The 23,527-nt window shown below is 52.6% G+C and carries 21 protein-coding genes; 17 read left to right on the forward strand and 4 right to left on the reverse strand.

Annotated elements, in window-relative coordinates; all coding sequences use genetic code 11:
- Positions 1–372 precede the first annotated feature (372 nt).
- The gene (locus tag KVT34_RS04790; protein WP_217557014.1) at positions 373–711 is read left to right on the forward strand and encodes a winged helix-turn-helix transcriptional regulator; all 339 of its coding nucleotides are present in this window, start codon (positions 373–375) and stop codon (positions 709–711) included.
- Positions 712–820: 109 nt separating this feature from the next.
- On the opposite strand, the gene KVT34_RS04795 is transcribed toward KVT34_RS04790, so the two are convergent.
- Positions 821–5,206, reverse strand: a complete 4,386-nt coding sequence (locus tag KVT34_RS04795; RefSeq protein WP_217557015.1) for a family 10 glycosylhydrolase — start codon at positions 5,204–5,206, stop codon at positions 821–823.
- Between the two features lie 235 nt (positions 5,207–5,441).
- Here KVT34_RS04795 and KVT34_RS04800 point away from each other — a divergent pair, with 235 nt between their 5' ends.
- Positions 5,442–5,855 (forward strand): VOC family protein, encoded by a 414-nt coding sequence (locus KVT34_RS04800; RefSeq protein ID WP_217557016.1) that lies wholly within the window; start codon positions 5,442–5,444, stop codon positions 5,853–5,855.
- A 287-nt stretch (positions 5,856–6,142) separates the two neighbouring features.
- On the opposite strand, the gene KVT34_RS04805 is transcribed toward KVT34_RS04800, so the two are convergent.
- From KVT34_RS04805 to KVT34_RS04815, 3 genes are all read right to left on the reverse strand, one after another.
- Positions 6,143–6,667, reverse strand: coding sequence for a GNAT family N-acetyltransferase (locus KVT34_RS04805; RefSeq protein WP_217557018.1), 525 nt, complete (start codon positions 6,665–6,667; stop codon positions 6,143–6,145).
- Between the two features lie 182 nt (positions 6,668–6,849).
- Positions 6,850–7,722 (reverse strand): S-layer homology domain-containing protein, encoded by an 873-nt coding sequence (locus tag KVT34_RS04810; protein WP_217557020.1) that lies wholly within the window; start codon positions 7,720–7,722, stop codon positions 6,850–6,852.
- An 84-nt stretch (positions 7,723–7,806) separates the two neighbouring features.
- A complete protein-coding gene (locus KVT34_RS04815; protein ID WP_217557021.1) occupies positions 7,807–8,244 on the reverse strand; it encodes a GreA/GreB family elongation factor in 438 nt (145 codons plus the stop codon).
- 222 nt (positions 8,245–8,466) lie between these two features.
- Between KVT34_RS04815 and KVT34_RS04820 the strand changes: the two genes are divergently transcribed.
- The 15 genes from KVT34_RS04820 (at position 8,467) to KVT34_RS04890 (ending at position 23,496) form a co-directional block, all read left to right on the forward strand.
- Complete coding sequence (locus KVT34_RS04820; protein ID WP_217557022.1) at positions 8,467–9,816, forward strand: sensor histidine kinase; 1,350 nt, start codon at positions 8,467–8,469, stop codon at positions 9,814–9,816.
- A complete protein-coding gene (locus KVT34_RS04825; RefSeq protein WP_217557023.1) occupies positions 9,803–10,441 on the forward strand; it encodes a response regulator transcription factor in 639 nt (212 codons plus the stop codon). The genes KVT34_RS04820 and KVT34_RS04825 overlap by 14 nt, the downstream gene beginning before the upstream one ends.
- Before the next feature lie 159 nt (positions 10,442–10,600).
- Positions 10,601–11,083, forward strand: coding sequence for a thiol-disulfide oxidoreductase DCC family protein (locus KVT34_RS04830; protein ID WP_217557024.1), 483 nt, complete (start codon positions 10,601–10,603; stop codon positions 11,081–11,083).
- Between the two features lie 3 nt (positions 11,084–11,086).
- The gene (locus KVT34_RS04835; RefSeq protein WP_217557025.1) at positions 11,087–12,043 is read left to right on the forward strand and encodes a DoxX-like family protein; all 957 of its coding nucleotides are present in this window, start codon (positions 11,087–11,089) and stop codon (positions 12,041–12,043) included.
- On the forward strand, positions 12,016–12,693 hold the full coding sequence (locus tag KVT34_RS04840) for a DUF4166 domain-containing protein (RefSeq protein ID WP_217557026.1): 678 nt from the start codon (positions 12,016–12,018) through the stop codon (positions 12,691–12,693). The genes KVT34_RS04835 and KVT34_RS04840 overlap by 28 nt, the downstream gene beginning before the upstream one ends.
- A 291-nt stretch (positions 12,694–12,984) precedes the next feature.
- A complete protein-coding gene (locus KVT34_RS04845; RefSeq protein ID WP_217557027.1) occupies positions 12,985–13,518 on the forward strand; it encodes a DoxX family membrane protein in 534 nt (177 codons plus the stop codon).
- A gap of 396 nt (positions 13,519–13,914) precedes the next feature.
- Positions 13,915–14,766 carry a 2-oxo acid dehydrogenase subunit E2 gene (locus KVT34_RS04850; protein ID WP_217557028.1) on the forward strand — a complete coding sequence of 284 codons (852 nt, stop codon included), beginning with the start codon at positions 13,915–13,917 and terminating at the stop codon, positions 14,764–14,766.
- Positions 14,767–14,922: 156 nt separating this feature from the next.
- Positions 14,923–15,543, forward strand: a complete 621-nt coding sequence (locus tag KVT34_RS04855) for a LuxR C-terminal-related transcriptional regulator (protein WP_217557031.1) — start codon at positions 14,923–14,925, stop codon at positions 15,541–15,543.
- A 257-nt stretch (positions 15,544–15,800) separates the two neighbouring features.
- Positions 15,801–17,360: an amino acid adenylation domain-containing protein gene (locus KVT34_RS04860; RefSeq protein WP_217557033.1), complete on the forward strand. Its 1,560-nt coding sequence runs from the start codon at positions 15,801–15,803 to the stop codon at positions 17,358–17,360.
- A gap of 14 nt (positions 17,361–17,374) precedes the next feature.
- Positions 17,375–17,635: an acyl carrier protein gene (locus tag KVT34_RS04865; protein ID WP_217557035.1), complete on the forward strand. Its 261-nt coding sequence runs from the start codon at positions 17,375–17,377 to the stop codon at positions 17,633–17,635.
- Positions 17,636–17,648: 13 nt separating this feature from the next.
- Positions 17,649–18,815, forward strand: a complete 1,167-nt coding sequence (locus KVT34_RS04870) for a cytochrome P450 (RefSeq protein WP_217557037.1) — start codon at positions 17,649–17,651, stop codon at positions 18,813–18,815.
- 34 nt (positions 18,816–18,849) lie between these two features.
- Complete coding sequence (locus KVT34_RS04875) at positions 18,850–19,770, forward strand: 3-oxoacyl-ACP synthase (RefSeq protein ID WP_217557039.1); 921 nt, start codon at positions 18,850–18,852, stop codon at positions 19,768–19,770.
- Between the two features lie 13 nt (positions 19,771–19,783).
- Entirely contained in the window at positions 19,784–20,965 is a 1,182-nt protein-coding gene (locus KVT34_RS04880) for an aminotransferase class III-fold pyridoxal phosphate-dependent enzyme (protein ID WP_217557041.1), read from the forward strand.
- A 21-nt stretch (positions 20,966–20,986) separates the two neighbouring features.
- Complete coding sequence (locus KVT34_RS04885) at positions 20,987–21,673, forward strand: RraA family protein (protein ID WP_217557043.1); 687 nt, start codon at positions 20,987–20,989, stop codon at positions 21,671–21,673.
- 62 nt (positions 21,674–21,735) lie between these two features.
- Positions 21,736–23,496 (forward strand): thiamine pyrophosphate-binding protein, encoded by a 1,761-nt coding sequence (locus KVT34_RS04890; protein WP_217557045.1) that lies wholly within the window; start codon positions 21,736–21,738, stop codon positions 23,494–23,496.
- Positions 23,497–23,527: the final 31 nt, after the last annotated feature.

A 23,527-nucleotide genomic window follows, 5' to 3' on the forward strand; every position in this document is an offset into this window, starting at 1 on the left:
AGAAATAGGCGTACGCCGAATGGTTTGAAAGGATTCCGGGCATTCCGTTCAAGGAGACCGCCCGTACCGCTTGTCATCCATATTTTCAAAGGTATGTAGTATTCTTTCCTTTTATCGGGTACAAGGGAATTATGCATCGTGAGATAGGGAATGGGAAGTACGCACTTTTTCGTCACATTGCTACCAAAAAGTATCTTAGGCACCAATAGGTGCGTGTAAATTCGCTTCGCAGCCGGGCTTTTTACGGGCTTTGGGCCTTAGCGGAGCCGGGTTCACATTTTAGACAAATACTGGTTAATATCAACGAGGTAGGTTAAAATGGGCGTAAGAACCGAACGATAGAATCGGACAAATAAGGATGTGCAGCAACCGATGCCCGCAAAACCCAAAAATAAAAGCATGTACAATATTCCGGTGGAAGCGACCTTGGATGTGATCGGAGGAAAGTGGAAAACCGTTATTTTGTACTGCTTGATCGAAGGCCCCAAAAGAACGAGCGAGTTGAAAAAAGATATACCGGACATCACCCAGAAAATGTTGACCCAGCAGCTTAAAGAGCTGGTGGAAGACGAAATTATCACCAGGACCGTATATAATCAGGTTCCGCCTAAAGTGGTGTACGAACTTAGTCCGCTTGGCCGGTCGTTAGAATCGATTCTGGATCTAATGTGCGACTGGGGTGACCAGTATATCAAGGGGTATATCAAGTAAGACAAGCGGTACAAGAAAAACGCAGTTATACCATAGATCATAAAACAAGCTGGCCCGGTCTTAACCGGTGCCAGCTTGTTTTGTCGTGAACACGGATGCGAAGAGCCGTTTATTTCAAAAGGTTGTAAACCGCTTGTGCGCTTTCCGCACGGGTAAGGACGGCTTGAGGCGCGAATTTGTTTCCTTCGCGTCCGTTCAGCAGTCCGGCGGCAACAGCTTTCGCGACATCGCCTTTGGCCCATTCACGGATGCTTCCGGCATCCGTGAAAGAGACAGGGGGCGATTCGGCGGACAGCTTTCCGTGCTTCGCTTCGTAAGCGCGGATCAACATCGCCGCCATCTGCTCGCGGGTAACCGTTCCGCCGGGCTCAAACAGCGAATCCGTCATGCCGGTTACGATTCCCGCATCAAATGCTGCGGCGACTTCTCCGGCAAACCAGTCTCCTGCTTTTACGTCAGAAAAGGGGGAGGCTGCTTTTGCAGGCAGTCCCAGAGAGCGAACCAGCAGGGCGGCGAATTCGGCCCGGGTCACCTGACGCTGGGGACTGAAGAGGTCCTCGGTAACACCGGTTACAATCAACTTGCGGCTCAGCTCGCTGATTGCCGGATACGCCCAATGACCGGCATTTGCATCCTGGAACGATTTGCTCACCTCAAGCAGGCCGTAAGTACTGAAATGGCCGATACTCGCCATGATCGTTCCGCTGCCGGACGGTTTCTGATCGGCGATATACTGGAGCGTTCCGTCTCCGGCTAAGTGGTAGAGCCCCGTGCGGCTCAGGTCGCTTCCTCCCGCTGAATGAAACGAGATCTCAAGCGGAGCGGAGAAGCGGTCCATCACCGCTGCAGTCTTGCCTCCGGCCCGGACTTCCATCCGGAAGTCGTACAATCCCCGGGGGCGGATTTCAGCGCCCAGCTTATTTTTAGCGGCTTGAACCAAAGCTTGCAGTTGACCTCCTTCGACCGGCTCCGCTTTGAAAACGAGCTTCGCACCTGTATCGGCGCTCAAATTCTGCCACTGCCGGATCACCGGATTCGGTATCGTTATGCTCACATTGGCAAACCGAAGAAGCAGCGGGCGGCTATTGCCAATTATCGTGCCGGTGTCAGCAGGCAGATGAACTTCGCGGATGCCGGCTGGAACGGATACGGTAACTTTGCCGTCCGTTTCCTTAAAATCCGTGGGTTCTATGGCTTGAACCCCGTCACCCGGTGTTGGCGTAGGCGTGGGCACGGACGGATTTGTCGGTCCTGATCCGCCAACCGGTCCGGTACCGCCGGAGCCGGAACCGTCGGAGCCCGTAGAAGTCTGTGCGGTTGCCGAAAGGGTCGTACCACGGCTTTCCAAGCTGCTTCCGCGTTCGAGAGCCGTTATGACATACGTGTAAGTCGTACCGGCCTTAACGGTATTGTCAACCACAGTTTGAACCCCTGCCGGTCCGGCTTTTACCTGTTTCCAGATATGAACAGGATTCGACGTGTCGGGTGCGCCAGAGCCGGCAGATCTGTAAATCACATAGGTGCCCGCCGTGCTGCCCGCCTCGTTTTGAATATTCAGCTTGATGCCGCTTCCTTCGGCAGCGGCCGTTACGTCCGGGGCGGCCGGAAGCGACTTGGAAAGCCAGCTCATTTCCGGCATGAGGGAAGGGTATTTATACAAATCGGTTTTTAAGCGGTCCTGAAAACCGAGTTTATTTTCCAGAACCTGCACGGCGGAGAAGAACATACTTCCTTTAACGTCCGCGAAGTTCCGGTTGAATAAGATTTGGTTCGGCAGCTGGTCCGGATCCAGCCAGTTCGGATCGTCGGCTCCGATCTTATGAACGCCGTGGCCGGCATAGAGCAGGACATGTTTCCCCTCTACCTGCCGTTTCCACCAGTCGATAAGCTTATCGTAGGCAGCGGGACTGTAATTGATGTTCCAATAAAGCTGCGGCGTGATGTAGTCGATCCATTGCTCATCCACCCATTTCTTGCTGTTCGCATAGATCGCCGAGTAGCTTTCCAATCCGTTCGTTTCTGAACCTGCCGGATCGTTCGCTTTGTTTCTCCAGATCCCGAACGGGCTAATCCCGAACTGGACATAAGATTTGGATTTCTTGATCTCGGCGGAGAGCTGCCGGATCAGGGAGTCTACGTTGCTGCGGCGCCAATCCTCAATGCTCATGCCTGACCCGTAGGCCGCATATTCCGCGGCATCGGGATAATCCACGCCGGTTACAGGATACGGGTAGAAATAGTCGTCAAAATGTACCGCATCGATATCGTAGTTGTTCACCACTTCCATGATGCTGTCGATAATATACCGCTTGACTTCCGGATTGCCCGGATTATAGCCGAGCTTGCCTCCGTAAGACACGACCCAGTCGGGGTGCCTTACCGCGGGATTCGACTCAGCCAGTTTGCTTTTATCCGTATCGTTGCTGATGCGGTAAGGGTTGAACCAGGCATGAAGCTCCATATTCCGTTTATGAGCTTCCTGTATGGCGAAGGCAAGAGGATCGTAACCCGGGTCTTTGCCTTGAGTTCCCGTCAGCCAGGCTGACCATGGATTTAATGCGGAACGATAGAACGCGTCCGAAGTGGGACGAACCTGATAAATCACCGTATTGATTCCGGTGGCTTCGAGCTCGTCAAGCAAATGGATCAGCTGACGCTTCTGCTGCTCGGCATCGTAGGTTCCTTTAACGGGCCAGTCGATATTTTCGACGGTCGCAATCCAGGCTGCTCTCATTTCATGTTTGGGAGCGCCGGTTTCTTTGTTAACGACCAGTGAGTAAGTGTCCGTTTTGCCGTGTAGCGAGGCACTGATGGTCGTGACACCTATCGATTTGGCCGTGAGTGTTCCGCCTGCGTCGATCTCGGCTACAGCGGGATTGCTGCTTGTATAAGTCACGCCGCTTGTCACTGCAGCCGGTGGCTGGGGAACGTCAAGCAGCGTATAAGTGGCAAGTACTTTAGCTTGTCGCACGGCTCCGATATTCATTGATTTCATATCGGTTAGCCGGATTTTAGTCAGAACCGGAACGGGGTCGATAACCGTTACGGGAATTACCGCCTGCCGGCCTGCGAAAGTAACGGTCACCGAAGCGGAACCGGGTGCTTTTGCCACAATCTTCCCATCAACCGATATTTCGGCTACAGCAGGGTTGGAACATACAAACCGGGTTTCTTTCGTGACTTCGAGAGAATCGGCGCTATTGGCATAAACTGCGAAAACTTTGGGAGTGCCGGTCCGGCCGGCTTCCAACAGATCCGGTGCGAATGCCTGGATGCCCAGCACCTGCGGTTCGTCAACCGTGACGTTCACTTCAAATGCGGCAGGCTGGCTATCGGAATAGAGGGCGGCGATAACCGCATTTCCGGCTTTCAGCGCGCTTACCCGGCCACTGCCGTCAACGACGGCCACATCCGGATTGCTGCTGTAAAAACGAACTCCGCTTTCAACTTTTTGAGGCGAAGTGCTGTTGGCTTTGGTCATATAGACCTCTGCGGTTTTGCTCTGACCTGTTTTCATCGGAGTCAGTCCGGTCAGGTCGAGTCCCGTTATCTCGGTGTCGGAATAAATGGCGCTCAACCGGTCGTAATAAAGAACACCGGCGTTTTTGTTCGTATCTTTCGTTTCGACCAGATAAAGGTCCATAAATTTGAAAGGACCTGGCTGTGAGGAAGGAATCTCTGCGGTTACGTAACGCCATCCTTTCCAGTTAAAACCGGTGCTGCTAGTAAAATCTACGGTAAAAGAAACGCCGGCCTGATTTCTGAGCCTGGCGCGCAGCCAATGACTGCTTTCGTCCCCGTAAACCCAGACGCCTATTTTCTTAGGTGTGCCTTCGATCGGTTTGTCGAGAGCTCCCGTATCGGGATTGCGGAGACTGACGAATGCGGCGGATGTGCCCGCGGTTCCTCTCATATCATAAGCAAATTTAAGGGAGCGGCTGCCGTAAAGCACGGGTTCGGGCCTTTCCGCCAAACTGATGGAACTTTTCGTTCCCGCCGCACCCGCGGTTCCCGCGCTCAACAGCGCTTTACCGTTATTAACGGTTTCAAAATCCTCAATTACGGCTGTCGCTTTACTTCCGACCATTACGAGCGCTTGGGTGCTTAACCCGCCGTAAGTGGCAGTTACGTAACCGGCCTTGAATCCGCCGCCGCCCGCCGCTGCCGTCAGCACGCCGTTCGAATCAATTGTGCCGATGGCGCTGTCGGCGGACCAACTGACATCGCTCGCCTGCAGAGGAACTGCACTTCCGTTGGCATCGTAGGCATATACGGCAAACTGCTGCAAGGAGGAAGGAGTAACGGTTACGGGATTGGGAGTCAGGGCCAATGAATGATAGACACCGTTGGTGACGCTGGTTGCTGAACCGGCAGGGAGAGAAGAAGACGGAGTAGAGTAAGCGCTTGCAGAAATAGAAGGAAATAAGCCGAGCAAGAGTGCGAAGGCCAGAAATAATGAGAGAATGGGACGATAGCCCCTAAATGTGCGATCCAATAAAATATCACTCCTTCTCTGATTTTAAAAGGGTCAGCTTTTGGAAATGCTCAATCTGTACGAGCATTCAGAATGTAGGACGAGACCTCCTTCCTGCTTTGGCAATCAGCTCTATTATAGAAAAACATATTTGGAGAATCAATCCATTTTATTTTTCTTGTGTGATGATTCTGTATAGTTAGTTCGATGAAGATGGAAGGAAGCCGTATAATAACTATCCCAAGGAGTGGTTGGAATGAGTCAAGTCAAGCCGTCAGCGGTAACACCTTTCCTGACCTTTACAGGGCAGGCGGAAGAAGCTATGAACCTGTACACTTCGGTATTCGAAAACTCCGAAATCATCCGGATTACGCGGTATGGCCCGGGTGAACACGGAGAGGAGGGAAGCGTCATGCAGGCGTCGTTTTCCTTAAACGGGCAAGCCTTCATGTGCATAGACAGTAGTGTGAAACACGATTGGACGTTTACCCCCGCTATTTCGTTACACTCTTTTTTCGAGACAGAGGAAGAAATTCGGCGGGTATACGAAGAGCTGTCCAGGGAAGGACAAATTTTAATGCCTTTGGCTTCTTATCCGTTCAGTAAAATGTTCGGCTGGATTAGCGATCGTTACGGAGTCACTTGGCAGCTGCAGTTGGCCGGCAGTTGAGAAAGGAAGGAAACTGTCGCTGCTATCCTCATTAAACGCAGCGAATTAAGCCGAAAGCGGCTGGAATCCGGTTATTTCCAAGGCCCGTAGAAAGCCTTGGAAGAACCGCAGATTACGGAGCGCTTCAAAAAGTCGAAGCGAAAATCAGGGGAGTCCCGAGATACCGAATGGAATCCATGCACCGATGTTTATGTGAACTAGGAATCCATTATTCGAGGTTTACGGAAGTATGTATGGGGAAAACGGAGAGAGGATAGGAAGCAAATATACACAATAAGTTCTCCTGACTATCCGGGAAATTCAAGTCTCCATTCATTCGACTTCATCCAGGAACCTTTGGGAAATTCCACTTCCGTTTCTCCCGCGAGAGAGAATCCGAGCTTCCTGCAAATGGCGTTCGAGGGGAAGTTGGACACACCGGGGAACGCATAAACGATCGCGTTGGGCACATCGTCTCGCAGGATGTCCAGCATAGCCGAAGTTGCGGTCATGGCAATACCGTGTCCTTGAAACTCGGGCAGTACGCCCCAACCCACTTCAAAAACGTCCTGGTCTCTCCATTGCTGCGCCCAGTAGCCTACGTTGCCTACAGCTTCGTCTCCGAATAGAATCGTAAACATGCGTACCCTGCCCGGTACGGCTTTCATGTATCTCTGATGCCTGGAAGCTACAGCTTCTTCCGATTCGGGGCCTCCGAGATGGGCCCACATTTCTGCCGTATTCATCCGCTTGAGCAGAGTAAGGTCGTTTTCGGACCAGGGACGGACCGAAACTTCCAAGCTCGCCGGTTTGCCGGAATGGGGTGCGTTCATGATTAGCGATACCTCCGTTATTTACTAGTATCTCCATTTTAGAACAAATGTTCTTGTTTTTCAAGCGTTATTTATTTTCAAACCTTGCAATAAACGCTTGCCATATAGGGCTGAGAGACTTATTGCCAAATGCGGGTAAGAAAAAAGCGCCGCTTCCCTTAACCGGAGGCGGCGCCTGTTTGTCAATTCGCTTGGATTTCCACTTTATAGTTGCTCGAAAGATAGGTTTCCGTTTTCGATGTCCATAGGACTTGAGGATACATTTTACCCGGTTCCGGAGAAGTCAGCTTGTAATGGATTTTCGCGTGTCCGCTGTCGTTCATCTCGATGTTCGTAATCGCGATGCCGTATCCGGGACTGGGCTGTTCTCTGCGGGTGAGTATGATTTTGTTGATGTCCGCGTTTACCTTTTCGATCGTAAAGCTTACTTCTTGATTTTCTTGATTGTCCGTCTGTTCCTTATGACGGTCGGTAAATTCAATCGCTTTGGCGATCATGCCAGCCGCTTCCATCCGAGTAATGCGGTCCTGCGGATGGAACAAGTTTTTGTCGTCGAGCGTGGCAACCTTCATAAGCAGCAGGTTCTGAATGCTGCCTTGATACAAAGGGGTCATCTGGTCTTCGTCCGCGACCGGGATATACATTTTGATCAGCGGATAGTCTCCGGTCGCCCGGATTCCCTTGTAGAGAAGCTGTGCAAACTGTTCCCGGGTCAGCTCGGCCGACGGGTCTGCCGCAAGGTTGACGGGGAGTCCGTTTTTTGCGGCGATTTCAAGCGATTCGGCATACCAGGGCGCGTTCGGGTTTTGCAAAGTTCCGTCCGCTGCTTTTAACTGGAGTGCCTTGACGATCAAATGTACGCCCTGGACGGACGTCAGTTTGCCCTGGGGCGCAAATTTGTCCTCCGACACGCCCTGAATCACTCCTTTGCTCTGCAAAGACGTGACAACGGCGGCATCCGCGCCTTGAACGTCGGAGAATGCCGAAGCGGAAGAAGCAGCCAGCAGGGAACATCCTAGTGTCAGTGCTGCAATCATGTTCTTTTTATTTTTCATCGTGTAGTTCACCTCAGCCTTACTGACGGAAAAAATTTCTAGAAGGTTGCTTGTTTCAAACCGCTGATACGAAATGTATACCGTTTAAACGTCTCCGGCGTTCATATACCGGATATCTTCAATCCGCACACTGCATTCTCCGGACGGTGTCTGGATTGTAAACGTCTGTTCCCGCGTTCCCAGCAGAAGATGGCTTCCGATAGGGGATAAGAAAGAAATCCGGTTGCTGGAAGGGTCCGTTTTGGAAGGGAAAACGATCGAATACGTATCCGACTCGTTATCATCCAAGTAGCGGATCTGAACCTTGCTGCCGATAAGCACCTTGGAATGCAGAAGCTCCTCGCTAAATTCGCTGATCAGATCGGTGAGAGCTTCGGAATATTCCTGAAGCCGCTCTTCGGTATAGGTTCGCGATTTAGTCGGGGAGGGGAAATATAGCTCCAGGAACTGATGCAGTTCCTCGTCGAAATAGACGAGCTGGTTGATAAGCTGATGCCGGGAACCCGTCAGACTAAGGTTCATAGTAGATTCCTCCTTCCATCCCCAAATCCGCGCCGGTAATGCCGGTCAGCCTTTCTTTCCAGTTTGTCGTCATAGGGGTGTGCCTCCTTATGTAAAAATAAGACTCCCGGTAGGAGCCCTTCCTTCTATACTATCAGAATTTTCCGTAAAAGCTATCCATGATCGGATTTCCTTGGGGGAATATGGTAGGATAAACGTAACTGCTTCCATAAAGGTGATCCTATGCTTTATTATTTTCTGGCTCTCTCGCTGGCATCGCTTATTCTCCTCATTCCACATCTTCATAAGGAGACGAACCGGTGGGCGGCGTTTTTTCTTTTCAGCGCTTCCATAGGCGGATTGACCGGGTCGCTCCGGCAAAAAGGCTTAACGGAACTCGCTTACGCATCGGAATTTATCAATCATACCCTGACGCCTTACGGTGTGCTTGTCTTTAGTCTCGTTTACTCCGGTGTTTTGGAAAACAGGCCGCGGTCCCTGCGGACGGCCAAAGGACTGCTGCTTCTGCCTGCTGCGGCCATGCTGATCTACACAGTCTCGCGGGACGCGTTTGCCATCCATTACGGTCCGCTGCTTTTATGGACGGCTCCTTATTATTTGGGCGCCTGTTCGCTGCTCGTCCTTTCTCTCCGCAGAGAAGGGAATCCCGTCCGCAAAAGAAACCGGCTTATCACTACGCTGATCATCGTACCCACCCTGCTTGGCGTACTGCTGTTTATTAACGTGGCGCGGGTGTTCTCGCCGGAATTCGACTTTTTCAGCTATGTTTCCGTCTTTATGATTTATTCGTTCGCGGTGGCGCTGCTCTGCGTTTTTGTATACGGCGTATTGGGCATCCGGCTCCGGTTTGAAAGGGACTCCCTTGACACGACCATGCAGGCGGTCACATCCGGTACGACGCTGCTCAACCATTCGATCAAAAACGAGCTCGGCAAAATAGCGCTCAGCACGGTGAATTTGCAGGGAAGTCTGAACGAAAAAGACGAGGAAGCGAAGGAACATCTGCGGATTATCGCAGCCGCCTCCGATCACATGCTCGAAATGGTAGGCCGCATTCATAACCGGACGAAGGAGATTGCGCTTAAGGAACAGCCGGTCCCTTTCGATGAACTGGCTGTGGAAGTTGTCCGCCGGCACGGACAGTTGTTTACGCGGCAGGGGATTGCGGTTCAAACCGTCTTCGACTGGCGTCCGGTTGTCCGGTTCGATCCTGTGCATCTGACGGAGGTCATCGGCAATTTGCTCGGCAATGCGGCCGAGGCGATGCCGGATGGCGGAACGCTTACCGTGACGCTTGCGTCGGCCCGTCATGGCGCGGTGCTGAGCGTCGCCGATACGGGAGCCGGAATTCCTTCCGACCGGCTGTCGCGCGTGTTTGAGCCGTTTTATACGACTAAGAAAAAAGCGGCCAATTACGGACTCGGTTTGTCGTACGTGTACAACGTGATGCAGAAATCCGGAGGCTCGGTGGAGATTTCCAGCAAACCGGGAGCCGGAACGTGCGTGCGTCTTTATTTTCCGCGCAACAAAATTGTTCAACTAAACGGAGAGAAGCCCGATGGAACTAATTAAAGTGTTGCTGGTGGAGGATGATCCCGATTGGATCAAAGCGATGACTTCCTATTTAAATAAGGAAGACGATCTTCTCGTCGTCGGCGCGGCCGTTCATCCCGATGAGGCGGTCAGTATGGCGGCGAAACTTGATTTCGACGTAGTTCTGATGGATATTCAGTTGACCGACCGCGGACTTGACGGCATCTATACCGCCGTGGAAATACTGGAGCTGCGCCCGGCCAAAATCATTATGCTGACTTCCATGTCGGACGAGCATGTGATGACGGAAGCTTTTACTGCGGGGGCCGTCAATTATATTGAAAAAACGAGGTTCCGTGAAGTGCCGCACGCCATACGAAGCGCCTATCGCCATCCCGCCGCCATGGATGCTCTGCTGAAGGAGTTTTCCCGGTTGAAAAGGGAGGAGCAGCTCAAAAAGCTGACGACCGCGGAACGGGAAGTATATGAGCTGATCGAAGAAGGCTACACGCAGTCCCAGATCGAGAAAAAGCTCGTGAAGGCGGAGAGCACGCTGAAAAACCAGGTGAACAAAATGCTTAAAAAGCTGGGAGTCAAAAGCAGCAAAGAAGCCGTGGAAAAAGTACGTCGCCGGGGGATTTCGCGGCATAAACAGTCGGACTGAGCACATCGACCGAAGCGAAGGAAGATAAGAGGTTCTATGATTTGTAGAACCTCTTTTTGCCGCGTTCTAAATAAGTTAGAACTGAGCAAAAACGCAGTTCTGCCCTATACTGGCGTTAAGGCAGCGAAAAATAGAAAACAGATGCCGGGGAGAGGGATTATGGAGAGACGAAAGAAGGCCTGTCAAAAAGATTCCGTCATCCTCCTGATCGACGGATCCTGTATCTTGTGTCACGGGATCACCCGGTTCGTAATCCGCAGGGACCCCTCGCGACGGTTCCGGTTCGCCGCCATCCAGTCGGAGGCAGGCAGCCGCCTCCTGAAAACGCAGGGGCTCGCGGCCGGCGACCCGGATACGTTCGTGCTGATCCAGGACGGCCGGGCTTATACGAAGTCCGCGGCGGCTCTGCGTGTGTTCCGCTCTATGCCGGGGTTCTGGCCGGTTCTGGGCTTGGCCGCGATCGTACCCGTTTCGGTAAGAGACCGGGTTTACGCTTGGATTGCGCGGGGCCGCTACCGGTGGTTCGGACGGAGGGAGAACTGCCTTCTTCCCGATTTGGACATCCGGAAGAGATTTATAGACGAAGGGCGGGAAACGGACGGGCTGGAATCGGAAGACCGTCCGGACGCGAAGGAGGAGTAAAGAATGGCGGCCAAACCGATCTATGTGGAGCTAGACATTCAAACGGACATGGAAACGCTGTGGAAAGCGACTCAGACTCCGGAACTGCATCAGCAGTGGGATCTGCGCTTTACGGAGATCACCTACCTGCCCCGAAGCGGGGATAGAGAACCGCAGCGGTTTCATTACCGGACAAGAATCGGCTTCGGCATGAATATCGCGGGAACGGGCGAGACGAAAGCCAAAACGAATTTGCTGACCGGGGAACGCATTTCGGGCTTGAAGTTCGGCTCCCCCCAGCGGATCTCGCTGATCCGCAGCGGGAGCGGATACTGGAAGTATGCGCCCAAAGGCGGCAGTGTGACGTTCGCGACACGCTATACGTACGACACACGCTTCGGAGCGGCGGGACGCTTGTTCGACCGGTGCTTGTTCCGCCCGCTTTTCGGCTATGCGACTGCTTGGAGTTTTGATATGCTCCGCATCTGGCTGGAAAAAGGAATTCCGCCTTCGGTCAGCATCCAGCGCGCCCTGATGCACTATTTCAGTGCGGGACTACTCGCACTGCTGTGGGTGTATCAGGGACTGGTGCCGAAGCTCCTTTTCCCCGGGGGAGGCGAGCTGGCCGTCCTTCAGGCGGTCGGGTGGTTCCCCGGAGGCGAAAAGCCTGCACTCGCCCTGCTTGGCGCGGGCGAGATCGGCATCGGCCTGCTTGCGGCGGCGGCACACAGACAGGCGGGCGCATACATCGTGCAGGCGGCGCTGCTGCTGTTGCTGCCCGCAATCGCCCTCGCCCGGAGCCCCCAGCTCCTGCAGGCGCCGTTTAATCCGCTGACCCTTAGCGGAGCGATGGCCGGCTTGTGCCTGCTGGCGTTCTGGTCGAGGCGGGAATTGCCGCGAGCGGGAAGATGCTTGCGCAAGCCGCGCGGCGGCGGGAAGGAGGAGGCGCCGAAATGGCATCCATATACGAGCGGGCGCTAGGGGAGGAATTCGGCAGGCTGCATCCCCGTATCCGGGAGAGGTTCGGCTTCGGCAGCGAAGACGGCGTTGCTTCCATTGGCGAAGGCGTGATGCACCGCATCTGGGCAAGCAAATGGACGACTCTTCCGCTGCTGATCGGCACCTCGCGGCACATCATGTTTCCGGAGAGCGGCACGGAAATTCCTTTCACCATCGAAAATTACGCCTACCGGGACGGCTACGGCCGGGAGACGGTAACCTGGAACCGGCACTTCACGTTCAGGTCCAAGGTCCGGCATTTCGACGCCACGATGATCTACAGCGGTCGGCGCCGGCGTATCGTCGATTACTTGGGAAACAAGCAGCATCTCGCTGTAGATCTGGAACTTGAGGCGGCTCCCAATGGAGGTATCCGCATTCGGTCGGGGGATCAGCGGTTTTATGAAGGCTGGCTCCAGTTTCCTTTTCCCGCAAGCTTAACGGGGACGGCCGAAGTATGCGAGTGGTTCGATGACGCCGAAGACGCTTATAAAATTTCCGTACATGTGAGCAATCCCCTCTTCGGTTCGGTCTTCGGCTATCAAGGAACGTTCCGGGCGCAGCTTGTCCCTTGCGGAAGAACCGATATTCCGGATCATGCAAAACCTCTGCGGGAAGAGCTTCGGGAGTGAGGACAGTTTCATTAAATTTCCCCCGGCTGATGCGGGGCTTTTTTTTATTTCATCCTGAATTGACGGGATTTGTGCTTCACACTCCATGTAAAATTCTAAAAAATCCATTAGTTAATGGCAAAAAATAAATTGATAGCGTTTTAAAAATCAAGTACAATAAAGGCGTCATTTACCATTACATGGAAAGGAGGGTATCTATATCCAGTATTGATCGGTTGGAAGGAGATTTTCGCCAAAATTCAGCTCTGACATGTTCATGCAGGGCCATACCAAAAGGAGATGATTGTTTTGATGAATTGGTTAAGAAATAATGGTTACGCTTCGGGTGTGCTGCTGTTGCTTCGTCTGTATATAGGGTGGAAGTGGGCAAGTGCGGGGTGGGGCAAAATTACGGGAGGCTTCGATGCAAGCGGTTTTATGAAGGGTGCCATCGCGAAACCGGTGACGGATAAAGCGACTAATGAGCTTCTGTATCCGACCTACCACGCTTTTCTGGAAAATGTGGCGCTGCCGGGAGTCAAAGCGTTTAACATGCTGGTTCCATGGGGAGAATTCCTGGTCGGTCTCGGCCTGATACTTGGCGGTCTGACGGCCGTAGCGGCCACGTTCGGATTGCTGATGAACTTTATGTACATGTTTGCGGGAACGGTGAGCTCGAATCCGTGGATGATCCTGCTCGGGTTTTTCGTAGCTGCCGCAGGGGCAAACGCAGGAAGATTCGGTCTTGACTATTATCTGCTTCCGTATTTAGCTTCTAAGGCGGGCCGGAAGAGAAAAGCGGTTGTTTTCGACAAGGATAACAAGCCGGCTTTTGAACACGGTTAAATCTTTACGTTTTATGCAAGTTTACAAACGGGTCTATTAGCCTTGCCTTTGTGGCAGGGCTCTTTTTTTCTGTCTAGGATCGGAATGGCCCACCTTAGAATGTGCGTCCTGTAACAAGAATAGGACTTATTTAATACTTATTCCTATATTGTATCATATATTCTCCGAATTACCAGTTGTATCCAATTGAATCGCTGCCTAGATAGATGTTTTCTTTTATCGGGAGAAAATTGGCGGTTTTTGTCGGATATATGGAGACTTTGTGGATGCTTGCGAATCAATTGACAGGCTGTAAACGTGTGGGGTACAATTTTTAAACAATAAAAGGCATTCGTAACCATTAATGGAAGGATAGGTATGCGGTTACTACAAAAAAGAAAGGCGGCTGTCCCGGTTATGAGTTTGGAAAAGGAGCGGGAGCAAATGGAGAAAGGCGAGACAAGCCATACGGAATCGAAAGAAAAGCCTGTTCACGTTAGAAGCACCGGCATCCATCTGTCGGACAATCCTCCGACCCCGTTTGGTCAAGCGGAAGCGGAGACAGTCGGCGAGGCGGAGGATTTTATCAAAGTCACGCCCGTCCGTCACACGATAGCCATGCGCACGCTGCAAAGCGTCCGGGAAATTCCCCACGCCTTGACGTCGATCGAGACGGATGTAACGGATCTGGTTAAGCTCCGGACGAAGCTTAAAGATGAATTTATGCGCCGGGAAGGCGTTAATTTAACTTATCTGGCTTTTTTTATTCAAGCGGTCGTATCGGCCATCAAGGATTATCCCGTCATGAACTCCGTGTGGGCCGTCGATAAAATCATCATGAAGCGAAATGTTCACATTTCCCTGCTTATAGGGACGGAAGATTCCGTCCTTGCCCCCGTTATCAAATTCGCGGACCAGAAGAGCGTTTCGGGGATCGCTCTGGAAATCGCAAGCCTCACGCAGAAAGCGCGGACGGGCCGCCTCACTCTGGACGATATGCAGGACGGAACGTTCACGATCAACAACACGGGCGCATTCGGTTCCATCCTTTCCTCTCCGACCATCAATTATCCCCAGGCAGCCATTCTGACGATCGAATCGATTGTAAAAAGACCCCGGGTCGTCGACGAAATGATTGCCGTCCGTTCCATGGCAAATCTCTGCCTCTCCAGCGATAACCGGATCCTCGAAGGCCGTGTGACCGGCCAATTCCTGCATAGAGTTAAGGAAAATCTGGAGGCTTTCCATCCGGAGAGCCAAATCTATTGAGACTCTTGTCTTCCTGTCCGTATGCTCACTACACTCCCGGATCATGCCGTCCACGATACTCCACAAGACAAGGAGTTGATCCGCTATGTCCTTAGACGGATGCAGAACAAGAGGATGGAACGGTTTAAAAATAAGAATCAAAACGGAGAATGTGTGATGAGAGAGAAAAACAAGCCAATTCATGTCTTCATTGTGGACAACAGTTGCGGGAAAAATCCCGCGATTGCGGACTATCTCAGCCAGTCCGATCAGTTTCAGATTGCCGGAATCGACATGGAAATGAAATCGGCGTCTTTTACTCACTTGGGCGTGCTGCCCGAACCGTTCGTTGTCGTTATGCTTATGAGCGATTCGCCGCATTGTGATATTTTATGGATCAAGAAAATGAAAAAAACTTACGCGGATCTGCGGATCATCGTACTTTCCGAATACAATTACGTCCTGTTTTTCCATACGCTTATGGAAGCGGGAGTCAACAATATTCTGAATATGGATACGAAACCGGAACAGGTGGCACAAGTGATCGAGTGCACGCTGGACGGGCATTTCTTCCTGCCGTATTCTTTCTATCATTTGTTAAATCATATCTCGTCGGTATTCACGGAAGTGGAAATCCAGACGCTGGAGCTCATTGCCCTCGACTATACCAACGCCCAGATGGCCAAGGAACTGAACGTGACGATACGGACGGTAGAGAGCCGGCTGACCAAAATATACGACAAGCTGGAAGTGTCTTCGCGCAGAGGCGCCGTAAAGAAAATTATGCAAATGAAGTGAGCGAAAAGGTTCCCCGCCGGGCTTATCCGGTGCAGGGAGCCTTTTTTTGACGGGAACAAAACCACATTTTTTATGTGGGTGACCACATTTTAATTTCGGTAGGGGTAGTGATACTTTAAGGACAGCAATCCCTCTGAATACCCCGACTAAACGCGCAAAGGATGTGACGGGACAACGGCAAAAAGCCATGCGAAAACTTATCGCTTTCGTTCAGCTGATGAATAGGCACACGAACTTGACGCTAAGTGGAGGTCTGTATGTATCGTTCTGACGAACCTAAATTTCTGCATGATTATTTCTTGAAATTTGCCGAGAAAACCCCGGAATCCTTAGCTATTATTCACCATTCCGAGAAGTGGACGTACGCCACTCTGGCCGATAAATCCCGTGCTTATGCGGAACGGCTGAAAATTGCCGGTCTGCATACCGGAGACCGGGTCGTACTCGAACTCGACCCGTCTGCGGAAGCGATTGCCGTAATGATTGCGTGCTCGATCCGGGGATTCGTGTTCATTCCCTTGAATCCGGACACTCCTCAGGAGCGGCTCGAATCCATCCTAACGCGCACGGGTGCCAGGCTGCATATTCAAAAAGGCCGCACCCGGAAGCTTTCGCCGCAAGTGGAAGCAAGGCAGGCTTACCTCGATGAAGGTCATCTGCTTGTGCCGGAAGTAAGCGAAGCTGCGGACAATGTTTCAACCGATTCCAAACTGCTGGATACGAATCTCGTTTATCTTATTTTTACCTCGGGCACGACGGGGCAGCCGAAGGGCATCATGATGACGCACCGGGCGGTGGTGTCTTATTTCGACGGGATGAACGCCCAGTGCGCGCTGCCGCAGAACACGCGGGTCGGATCGGTGTCGTCCCTGCAGTTCGATTTCAGCCTGGTGGATATGGGGCTGGCATTCGGCACCGGGGGAACCCTCGTCATCGTTCCTCGTTCGCTCATTTTCCAGCCCAGACGGTTTCTGGAGCACCTGCATCAGCAGCGGGTGGACCTAATGAGCGGCGTTCCTTCCATCTGGAAAAATGTCCTCGCACATGAGCGGCAGCCTGTCGAAGACATTCATCTTCATTCAATCCTCTATGGAGGCGAGTACTGCTCGGCGCGAGATCTTCGCAAACTGCAGTCTCTATTCGGCTTGAAGCGGATTATTAACTGTTTCGGGCAATCGGAATCCATTGCGTGCTCGTTTAAGGATTTATCCCTTCCGCTCCCTGACACCGAAGCGATCTCCGTCGGCTCGGGGATGCACAACACCGAAATGCTGCTCGTCGATGAATCGGGCAAAATCATTCGCGAGCCGGGAATTACCGGTGAAATTTACCTGCGTGGAGCTTGTCTTTTCTCAGGCTACTGGCTGGAGGAAGAATTGACGAGCAGCCGGCTGGTCCCTCATCCGGAAACGCCCTGCACGGGAGAGAAAGTGTTCAAAACCGGCGACCTGGCGTACATGGACGAGAACGGCGAATTTTATTATGTCAGCCGGACCGATAACCAGGTCAAAATTATGGGCTACCGGGTCGAATTGGAGGAGGTAGAGAGAAGACTTCTTTCCCATCCGAAGGTCGACGGCGTATGCCTGATTGTAAACGAGGGGAACAAAACGGAGCTTCACGCTTTTATGGTCCTGACAGATCAGGAAAACACCCAAACCGCACAGCAGCAGCTGCGGGCTTATTGCGCGGAAATGCTGCCGTCCTACATGATTCCTTCGCGTTTCAGCTTCCTCAAAGAATTCCCTCTCAATACAAACGGCAAAGTCGACCGGAAGGCGCTAAAAGGAATGCAGATTCCAACCCTAACCCGTTAAGGAGATGATGGATAGTGACTAAAGAAGACGTGTATGCAAAATTTGTGGAGCATATCCAAAAAACGAATCAGGCGGAAGACCTGCAGATCGACGAGAACGATAATCTGCTGGAGCACGGTTATATCGACTCCTTGTCGATGGTGGATATGATTGTGTTTTTGGAGGAACAGGTCGGACGCGAAATCGTGATCGAAGATTATGATATCCGCAAATTTTATACGCTGAAATCGATTTACGAAACCTTCTTCCAAGATCACCTGGTTTCCTCCAATTGAGGATGGTGATCCTATGAGAAGCGAAGCGACTCCTCTCGTCATTGATTACATGTCCACCGAGTTCCGGCAGGATCCCTGGCCGCTGTATACCGCTTTAAGACAGGAGGAGCCGATTCACTGGTCGGAAAAACAGCAGTGCTACTTTCTCAGCAGGTTCAAACATATCAAGCAGATCCTGCTCGATACGGAAAACTTTACCGTCGAGCATCCGTTCCGTACGACCCGCCATCTGTTCGGCTCCACGATCATTGATATGGACGGCAAGAAGCACAGCGAAAGACGTCCGATCATGAGCAACCAGTTCAAGCCCAGCGCGATGCAAAAAGGGATGGAAGACGCCGTGAGGCAAGTCATCAAGCGGATTGTGGACGGAATTCCTTCGGGCCGGGAGGTCGATTTCATCCAAGATGTGGCGATTCCCATTCCGATGACCATCATCATGGAGGCAATCGGTCTGCCGGCTGAGGATGCCATGTGGGTCTATCACAAGATGCGGCCGATTATTCTCCATTTGGATAATCCCAAAAGCCACTTTCAGGCTGCCCTTGAAGCGAGCGATGAATTGTACGCTTACATCGAGAATTTCGTGCGTGGCGGTACTTCCCGGGGCATGATCGCCCATTTCCGGGCGGCTGTGGAGAAGGGGCAGTGGACCCAGGAAGATATGAACCGGCACATTCTGCTTCTGCTGTCCGCCGGTTCCGAGACGACGGCCTGCTCCATCGCCAATATCATGGCCATTCTGCTGGACAAACCGGAAGAGCTGGCGCGCGTGATGGAGGATAGCGAGTATCTGAAGTCCGCCGTTCAGGAGAGCCTGCGCTGGCAGCCTCCTCTTCATACGACGACCCGGATATGCAAAAAAGATTATGAGCTGGACGGGGTTGTTATCCCGAAAGGGAAGTTTGTTATCCTTCTTCTGGCCAGCGCCAACCGGGACGAAGAGATGTACGAGAATCCGGGGCAGTGGATTCCTTCCCGCAAGGAAAAAGCGAATTTATCGTTCTCGATGGGCTCTCACAATTGTCTCGGGTTTAACTTGGCGAAGCTGGAGCTTGAGGAAACGTTCCTGCAGCTGTTCAACCGGTTCAGCGGAATAAAGCTTGCCCAAAGCGAGCGCCCTGTCATTCAAGGACAAACTTTCCGTATACCGCAGAAGCTTCTGCTTACCTTTTCGTAAAGCGGAATGCGATAGAGAAGAAACGAGGTTAGCTATGGTCGGAATCAGTCATGTGCATTATGTGTTAGGCGATTACAAACCTTTGACGGAAATCCCGGAGATGGATACCTCCAAAGAAAATTTAGCCAAATTCCGGATCAACGGGATCCGTCAATACTGCGGGTCCGATAAGACCATGTACCAGCTCGCGCTGGAGACGGCCACGGCTACTCTGGAAAAAAGCGGATTGGACAAAAGTTCGATCGGCGCCGTTTTCTTCGCTACCGGCAATCATCACTGCAAGGAGCTGCACGAGGAGGATTTCGCCGGGCGGCTTCTAGACGAGCTGGGACTTGGCAGCGCGTTTTTTTACGGGGTATTCATGCAGTATTGCGCGAGCGTTGCGGCAGCCCTTCAACTGGCCGCGCAGTTTGCGGAAGCGAACGGCACGAACGTCCTGCTCGTGAGCGCGGATAAAATCCTCGATTACGGACCTATCGTGCGCATCATCCCCGGCGTGATCGGCCTGCACAGCGACGGTGCCGTTTCCTGCATCGTGACGGACCGGAATCCTCAGTTTACGATGACTCCTTTTCAGACGCTTCAGGATTCTTCTTCATGGCGGCTGATGTACGGACAGGAGAAGAAAGGGCTGCAGGACAGTTTTCTTACGAATTCACGTCTTGTCATCTCACGGGTTCTCGAAGCGAACAACCTGTCGAAAGAGAGCATTCATCATGTGGTGACGAACAATTTTAATTTCACGATTTCCAAAAACCTTTCGGTGTATTGGGAAATTCCGTACGAGAAATTTTTCAGCCTGAACATCCCGAGAACGGCTCATTGTCCGGCCGGAGACGTGTTTATTAATCTTCTGGATATGAAGACGGCTGGAATTATTTCCAAGGGAGATTCCATCCTGACGTTCTTTCCGGCTCCCCATTCGTGGATGGGAACGCTTTTGACTAAAAATTGAAGGAGCTGAGCCTATGACGTTGAGCGTTTTTGATGAAAAGTCAATTTATGGTGCGGATTATTATCTGGCCGGTTCCAAGAACGAATTTCTGATCCTGGAAGACCGCGAAGGAAGACGGAAGCATTATATCGACTGCATGAGCGCCTACGCATCGGTGAATTTCGGTCACTGCAACCCGGATATCGCTCCGTTCCGCGAGCTGCGCTCGGATATTGCGGCCTGCTTTTATCCGAAAGAAGCGGAGCAGTATGCACAGTGGCTTCTCGGCAAACTCAAGGCTCCCGGCTACGAGCTCCTGTTTCAGGTCGGCGGCAGCATGGCCGTGTCAACGGCTCTTTCCATTGGACAACGCGTGAGAGAAGGCAAAATCGCTTATCTCAAAGGCTCTTTCCACGGACTGGGCCTTGATGCGCTTGCCGTTACGAATGTGCACAAAAATTTTGCCTTGCAGCAAACGTCCCTGTTAGGCGAGCTTGAAAAACACTGCATCGAAATCGAGCCGGGACAGACGGATATACCGTGGGAGACGATTTCGACCTTTATTTACGAGCCGGTACAGGGAGCCAACGGCTACATCCCCCTTCCCGAGAAGTGGCTGACCGATACGGCCGCCGAAGCCAGACGGCATGGCGTGGTCGTCGTTTCCGATGAGATCCAGTGCGGCTTTTACCGTCATGGCCACCTCAGCGTGTCCTGCCATCTCGGAATAGAAGCGGACGTTTACCTGTTCAGCAAGTCGATGACCAACGGGCTGTATCCGTTCTCCGCCGTCGTATATCGGGGCTCGTTGAAGGAATCGATCCCGGGCTCGCTGTTTCTCGCGCATACGTTCCAGACTTCGTCGCTGGGCTGCTTCGCGGCCATGGCGGTCGCCGAATATATCGACGCCAGCCGTCCGGAAGAGCTGTGCGGCGAGATCGAAGCTCTGATCCGCGAGCATTTCCCGTTCGAACTTCCGCTGCTGCGGGACGTTCATCTGACGGGTCCGACCCTTTCCTTCGAAGTCGACGGAGTTTCCGGGAAGTCCATCGTCCAGCAGTGCCTCGAACGCGGAATTCTGATTTTCACAGGCGGCCCTGCCGGACAGCGAATCCGTTTCGCCCCGCCTCTGACGATTGAGAAGACGAATCTGGTGTACGCCATCAAGCAGCTTGCCGATGTGCTGACGCACGCAGGCGCGGTTCATACCCTATAACCCTGAAGGAGAGTGCTGAACATGCTTACGGAAGAGAAGGGCATCGACTTATCTACGATCGAGCAGGTCAGGCGCCAGTTTGCCAACATCGGCTGCGCTCAGCTTAACGATGCTTCCCAGAAGTATACCGTTCCGTTTCCGACGACATTTCAGAACCGGACGCGTCATCTTAAGCTCTGTGGGCCTGTGTATACGGTCAACACGGACAACGACATGCTGCCGGGTTTGGAGGCGCTCAACAAGGCGCCGCAGGGATTCGTCCTGTTTTTGAATAATGTGAACGAACGTTCCGAAGCGCTTGCGGGAGATATCTATGTGCTGGAAGCGGTCCGCCGTAAGCTGGGCGGTCTTGTCATCAACGGCGCCGTCCGGGATATCGACGATATCAACAAGCTGGACTTTCCCGTCTTTTCCACGGAAGTCACTTACGTATCGGCCAAAACGGCGATTACGCCTGCGACGAAAGTACCGGACACGGTTCGTGTCGGAAATATCGTCATCGAGCCGCAGGACTGGATTTTCGGAGATAACGACGGGCTGCTGCTCATTAAGCGCAAATACTTAAACGCGGTTCTTCAGGGAGCCCTTTATGTCGAACAGAGAGAAGAAGAATTGAAGAAAGAAATTTTAAGCGGCAAAAGCATGGCATCCCTCACGGGGCTGGACGATTATCTCGCCGGCAAGGGACCGCTGAAATTTGATGTCTAGGGCGGGATTTCGCATCCGTCCGGCTATTCTTCCATTTCCGTTAGAAAAAGGGGAATAAAACGATGTATATCAAGGAAATTGTTGCGCTCTGGTTAAAACGGATGGGCATCCATACGGTCTTCGGAATCCCCGGAAGCTATGTGCTTCCGATGATCGACGAAATTTCACGCAAGGAAATCCGATTTGTGCTTTCTCAGCACGAGTACGGCGCGGCTCTGATGGCGGACGGTTTTGCCAAAGCCTGCGGAGCACCCGCCTGCGTGATCACGACGACGGGAATAGGAGCCACGAACGCGCTCAGCGGCATTGTGAACTCTTTCACAGATTCGCAGCCCGTTATACTTCTGACCGGCCAGGTTCCCATATCGACTTACGGGAAAGGCGCTCTCCAGGAGTGTGTCGGCGAGGGGCGCACGTTCGATCTGGAAGCTTTGATGTCTAAGGTGACCAAGTATTCCAAGCTGGTCGAGTCTGCAGATCATCTGCTCGATACGCTGAAGGAAGCGGAGATGCATCTGTGGTCGGGGCGCAAAGGGCCCGTACATATTTGCATACCGATTGACGTTCAGTTCACGGAAATACATTTTGAAGGGTTTGAGCCGTTCACCTTCCCGAAACCGACGGAAATCGTTGATGCGGCCGGAGAAGAAGTGAGCCGGCTCGGAGATCTGCTGAAAGAATCGCAGAAGCCTTTGCTGCTGCTCGGAGCCGGGGCAAACTACAGCCACAACGAAGAAGTTGTCGAGCAGATTGCCGACCTGGGCATTCCCGTAGCTACGACGCTAAGAGGCAAGGGAATTATTAGCGAGAATCATCCGCATGCGCTTGGTTGTACGGGTCTGCACGGGAAATCGGCGGCCAATTATTATTTGTACCGGGAAGCGGATCTCGTCATCGCGGTCGGCGTGTCCATGAGCGAGTTTACGACGCAGGGCTGGGACTCCATCTTCGACAAAGCACCGCTCGTGCAGGTCGATATCGATCCGAAGCAGATCGGCAAAAACTACGAGGTGCGCATAGGCATCGCCGCGGACTCGGAGACTTTCCTGCTTGCGTTGTACGGCCTGCTGGAGGATGCGACGTGGGAGAAAGCGACGGCGGCGCTGCGGCAGTCTAAGCATAAATTTGCCGACGCCGACCGCGAGAAAGATTTGACCTACGTCTCCGCCGTCCAAGGCAAGCTTCACCCCGTGCAGGTCATCGAAACGCTGCAAAAACTGCTGCCGCAGGGCAAAACGATCTGGGTTACGGACCCGGTTTCGTGGACCGAAACTCATTTGCTCTCGAAAGGCGCGGGCACGTATATCGAAGGCTTGAACGGGGCGGCTATCGGGTATGCGCCTCCGGCCGCAATCGGCGCCAAATGCGCCAAACCCGATTCGTATGTCGTCTCCATCTTCGGTGACGGCGGCTTCCGCCAGACGGCGTTGGAGATGGCGACGGCCACGTCCCACGAAATACCGGTGCTCTGGCTCAATCTGAACAACGAGAAGTTCGAATCCATCAACAATGCCCAGAAATCGTACTACAAAGGCAACGTGGTAGGAACGTCGTATAAGCCGATCGATTATGTGGCCTTTGGCGAGTCGATGCAGATCGATACGATCCGTGTGACAACGGTTGAAGAGCTTCAGGAGGCGGCAAAATCGTTTCTTCATAAAGAGCGTCCGCTGCTTTTGGACATTCAAATCGTGGGCTCGGTCGTATCCGCGCCTAAATTCAGACAGCTCGCCAGGTACAAAACGTGGAAGCTTACGACAAGCCGGAAGTCTTCTGAGGATATGAAAGAAATCGTCAGTTATTTTCTGAAAAACCGGTACTAAAAAGCGGGGGATACACGAGAGGAGACGCGCT

The sequence above is a fragment of the Paenibacillus sp. GbtcB18 genome (assembly GCF_019091125.1).
GTDB lineage: Bacteria > Bacillota > Bacilli > Paenibacillales > NBRC-103111 > Paenibacillus_F > Paenibacillus_F chitinolyticus.

Bases quoted from the DNA above. Each gene is read 5' to 3' on its own strand.
- KVT34_RS04790 (WP_217557014.1), top strand. From the start codon at position 373: ATGCCCGCAAAACCCAAAAATAAAAGCATGTACAATATTCCGGTGGAA.
- KVT34_RS04800 (WP_217557016.1), top strand. From the start codon at position 5,442: ATGAGTCAAGTCAAGCCGTCAGCGGTAACACCTTTCCTGACCTTTACA.
- KVT34_RS04805 (WP_217557018.1), bottom strand. From the start codon at position 6,667: ATGAACGCACCCCATTCCGGCAAACCGGCGAGCTTGGAAGTTTCGGTC.
- KVT34_RS04810 (WP_217557020.1), bottom strand. From the start codon at position 7,722: ATGAAAAATAAAAAGAACATGATTGCAGCACTGACACTAGGATGTTCC.
- KVT34_RS04815 (WP_217557021.1), bottom strand. From the start codon at position 8,244: ATGAACCTTAGTCTGACGGGTTCCCGGCATCAGCTTATCAACCAGCTC.
- KVT34_RS04820 (WP_217557022.1), top strand. From the start codon at position 8,467: ATGCTTTATTATTTTCTGGCTCTCTCGCTGGCATCGCTTATTCTCCTC.
- KVT34_RS04825 (WP_217557023.1), top strand. From the start codon at position 9,803: ATGGAACTAATTAAAGTGTTGCTGGTGGAGGATGATCCCGATTGGATC.
- KVT34_RS04830 (WP_217557024.1), top strand. From the start codon at position 10,601: ATGGAGAGACGAAAGAAGGCCTGTCAAAAAGATTCCGTCATCCTCCTG.
- KVT34_RS04835 (WP_217557025.1), top strand. From the start codon at position 11,087: ATGGCGGCCAAACCGATCTATGTGGAGCTAGACATTCAAACGGACATG.
- KVT34_RS04840 (WP_217557026.1), top strand. From the start codon at position 12,016: ATGGCATCCATATACGAGCGGGCGCTAGGGGAGGAATTCGGCAGGCTG.
- KVT34_RS04845 (WP_217557027.1), top strand. From the start codon at position 12,985: ATGAATTGGTTAAGAAATAATGGTTACGCTTCGGGTGTGCTGCTGTTG.
- KVT34_RS04850 (WP_217557028.1), top strand. From the start codon at position 13,915: ATGAGTTTGGAAAAGGAGCGGGAGCAAATGGAGAAAGGCGAGACAAGC.
- KVT34_RS04855 (WP_217557031.1), top strand. From the start codon at position 14,923: ATGAGAGAGAAAAACAAGCCAATTCATGTCTTCATTGTGGACAACAGT.
- KVT34_RS04860 (WP_217557033.1), top strand. From the start codon at position 15,801: ATGTATCGTTCTGACGAACCTAAATTTCTGCATGATTATTTCTTGAAA.
- KVT34_RS04870 (WP_217557037.1), top strand. From the start codon at position 17,649: ATGAGAAGCGAAGCGACTCCTCTCGTCATTGATTACATGTCCACCGAG.
- KVT34_RS04875 (WP_217557039.1), top strand. From the start codon at position 18,850: ATGGTCGGAATCAGTCATGTGCATTATGTGTTAGGCGATTACAAACCT.
- KVT34_RS04880 (WP_217557041.1), top strand. From the start codon at position 19,784: ATGACGTTGAGCGTTTTTGATGAAAAGTCAATTTATGGTGCGGATTAT.
- KVT34_RS04885 (WP_217557043.1), top strand. From the start codon at position 20,987: ATGCTTACGGAAGAGAAGGGCATCGACTTATCTACGATCGAGCAGGTC.
- KVT34_RS04890 (WP_217557045.1), top strand. From the start codon at position 21,736: ATGTATATCAAGGAAATTGTTGCGCTCTGGTTAAAACGGATGGGCATC.